This is a genomic window from uncultured Sphingomonas sp., assembly GCF_964237155.1.
Classification (GTDB): Bacteria; Pseudomonadota; Alphaproteobacteria; order Sphingomonadales; family Sphingomonadaceae; genus Sphingomonas.
This window is the reverse complement of record NZ_CAXSHH010000146.1, coordinates 1-2,649: the sequence shown is the minus strand read 5'-3', so window position 1 is coordinate 2,649 and position 2,649 is coordinate 1. Positions and strand designations below refer to the sequence as shown.

Annotated in this window: 3 protein-coding genes and 1 pseudogene; 2 read left to right on the top strand and 2 right to left on the bottom strand. The window is 65.4% G+C overall.

Annotated elements, in window-relative coordinates; all coding sequences use genetic code 11:
* Positions 1 to 437, top strand: a pseudogene (locus tag ACFE71_RS15445) (hypothetical protein); the annotation flags it as partial.
* 57 nt (positions 438 to 494) lie between these two features.
* Positions 495 to 1,100, top strand: a complete 606-nt coding sequence (locus ACFE71_RS15440) for an NADPH-dependent FMN reductase (protein WP_375429645.1) — start codon at positions 495 to 497, stop codon at positions 1,098 to 1,100.
* A 32-nt stretch (positions 1,101 to 1,132) separates the two neighbouring features.
* Here ACFE71_RS15440 and ACFE71_RS15435 read toward each other — a convergent pair whose 3' ends face one another.
* Together ACFE71_RS15435 and ACFE71_RS15430 are read right to left on the bottom strand one after the other, a co-directional pair.
* Positions 1,133 to 1,822 (bottom strand): glutathione S-transferase family protein, encoded by a 690-nt coding sequence (locus ACFE71_RS15435; RefSeq protein WP_375429644.1) that lies wholly within the window; start codon positions 1,820 to 1,822, stop codon positions 1,133 to 1,135.
* A 54-nt stretch (positions 1,823 to 1,876) separates the two neighbouring features.
* The coding region (locus ACFE71_RS15430; RefSeq protein ID WP_375429643.1) for an NAD(P)/FAD-dependent oxidoreductase at positions 1,877 to 2,649 on the bottom strand (773 nt) is incomplete at its 5' end.

Here is a 2,649-nt window from a genome sequence, read left to right as displayed (position 1 = left end):
TGACGATGGACGACCCGCGCACGCAGAAGTTCATGGGGGAGATGGGCGAGGCGATCTCCAAGGCGACGTCGATGGCCGATCTTGCCGATCGTTTCTCAAAGGCTGCCGGTATCCCCGAGGAAATCAGGGCGGAGCGCAAGGGCGGCGAGATGGAGAAGGTCGGTCAGGGACTCGCGTCGATCAAGTTACCAGAGACCGAGCGGGTATGCGCGATGGTAGACGCCGTGGCGGCGAACGCGATACCGCTCCTCACAGTTACGGGTGGCTGGAATCCCGGCATCGACGCGAGCAGCGAGGCGGCGTCCGCACGCGCTAACGGCCGACACGTCGTCGTGCGGAGCCCGCATCATTTTCCGCAGGCATTCGATGCGGCCGCGTTCAACGGGTTGCTCGTGGAGTTCATGACGGCCGCGGAACACGCCCATAGCGATCGCTAGTCGGGTGGCGAGACCGACGGCCCTCCGCCTTTACGACGTTCACGAAAGGAGCCCACGATGATCGCCGGGTTCGCCGACCAGCCGCTCGTCGTCGGCATAGGCGGAACGGTGGGAAGCGTGTCGTCGACCGAACGCGCGCTCTGCATCGCGCTCACGGCCGCGGCGCAGGCCGGGTATCGTACGCGCATGTTCGGCGGAGCCGACATGGCGCGGCTTCCGCTCTACGATCCAAGGGCGGCGGCGCGGACCGACCAGGAGCGCGAGTTCGTCGATGCGGTGCGCCAGGCGTCGGCCGTGATCATCGCCAGCCCCGGCTATCACGGCTCGATCTCCGGCGTGGTCAAGAACGCGCTCGACCTGCTCGAGGAGACGGCGGGCGATGCCCGTCCGTATCTTGCCGACATGCCTGTGGGCCTGATCTCGACGGCTTATGGCTGGCAGGCGACGGGGTCGACGATCGCCGCGCTTCGCTCGATCGTTCACGCGTTGCGCGGCTGGCCCACCCCTTTCGCCGCCGCGATCAACACGCAGGTGACGAGGTTTGACGATGAAGGCGGAGCCAGTGATCCGGCCGTGATTGAACAGCTTCGACTGATAGGCCGTCAAGTCGCCCGGTTCGCACCGTTGACCGCGAGATCTTCGGAGCTGGCTACCCCTGGCTGATCCGGTGGGCTGCACGTCGCATAGCCTCCGTCCTATGAAGCTTGCCGCGCTGCCAGCGCGGCGAGCGACTCCTCCTCGATGCGCATGGTCCGCGTGAAGGCAGGGCGCTCGGTCAGCCTTTCGGGCAGCCTCGCCAGCTCCGCATAGGGGGTCAGGTCGAAGCCGCCGCGAACCGCCGTCTGCATTGCCCAATTCAGGTATACGTCGATCACTGACCACTCGCCGAGCCACCATCCTCGCTCCGCCAGCCGACGGTCGGCGAACGCGAAGTTCTTCTCGGCTAGGGCAACCGCCCGGCTGCGAACCGGTGCGGTCTCGCCATCGGTCAGCCGGTAGGGCGCAGCAATGCCGCGGACGATTGGATGTACCGTGCCGCCGCAGAAGGAAAGACCGGCCTGCCGCTCCGCAAGCGCGAACGGCGTCGTGGGTGCGGGAAACAGTCTGGATTTGGGCTTCGCCGCGGCGATGTAGGTCAGGATCGCGGCGTTCTCCGTCAAAACCGTCGCGCCGACTCGCAGCGCCGGAACCTTACCGAGCGGAGAGATCGCCGCATACCTCGGCGACGATTGCTCGTCGCTCGCAAGATCGACGAGACTTAGTTCGTACTCCAGTCCGGCCTCTTCCAGGGCGAAGAGACTGGTCTGTGAACAGGCGTTGGGGAAATGATGGAGAACGAGATCGCTCGCGGCTGTGTCCGACATGTTATCTTCCTCTTGGATCACGCCGACCGTTGCTCGTTGCGTGAAGCGCGCCGCACCTGCTCGAGTGGTGGCATCTCAAAGCAGCAGGTCCGACGCAAGTGGCACGGTCGGATCCATGAGGATGCCGGGATTGGGCATCCTGCCGCTCGTGACTAGCCCGCGACCCTGAACATAGTCCCTCGTGGCGTTCACGCAGTCCAGCGCGATCACCCGACCGGCCCTGAAATAGATGAGCGAGAAGCTACGGGCCGCTGGATCACCACGGACAACGATGGAGTCGTATTCAATGGACAAGCCGACGGTTTGAAGGCGCAGGTCATATTGGTGCGACCAGAACCAAGGCACCGCACGATAGGCTTCCGGTGATCCGGTGATCGCCTTGGCGACCACCGTCGCTTGATCATTGGCGTTCTGAACCGACTCGAGCCGTATCGCCGCTCCGTCCGCGAAGGCATTGGCGTGGAGCGCGCAATCGCCGACCGCGAACACGTCGGGGAGCGAAGTGCGGCAATACTCGTCCACCGCGACCCCGTTGCCTCCATTGGCGCCCGCCTCCAGCAGCGGAGCGACAGATGGGATGATGCCGATCCCGACGATCACCATCTGCGCGGGGAGGATCTCGCCATCGGCAAGCCGGACGCCCGTCGCCCGGCCCCCGACCTCCTCGATGCACACGACTTGGGTGCCGAGCCTGACATCGACGCCACGCGCTCGGTGCTCCGCTTCGAAGAAGCGCGACAACGGTTCCCCCGCGACCCTCGCCAGGACGCGGTCCAAGGCCTCGACGACGGTGACCTTGATCCCGAGCTTCACGAGCACGGCCGCCGCTTCGAGCCCGATATAGCCTC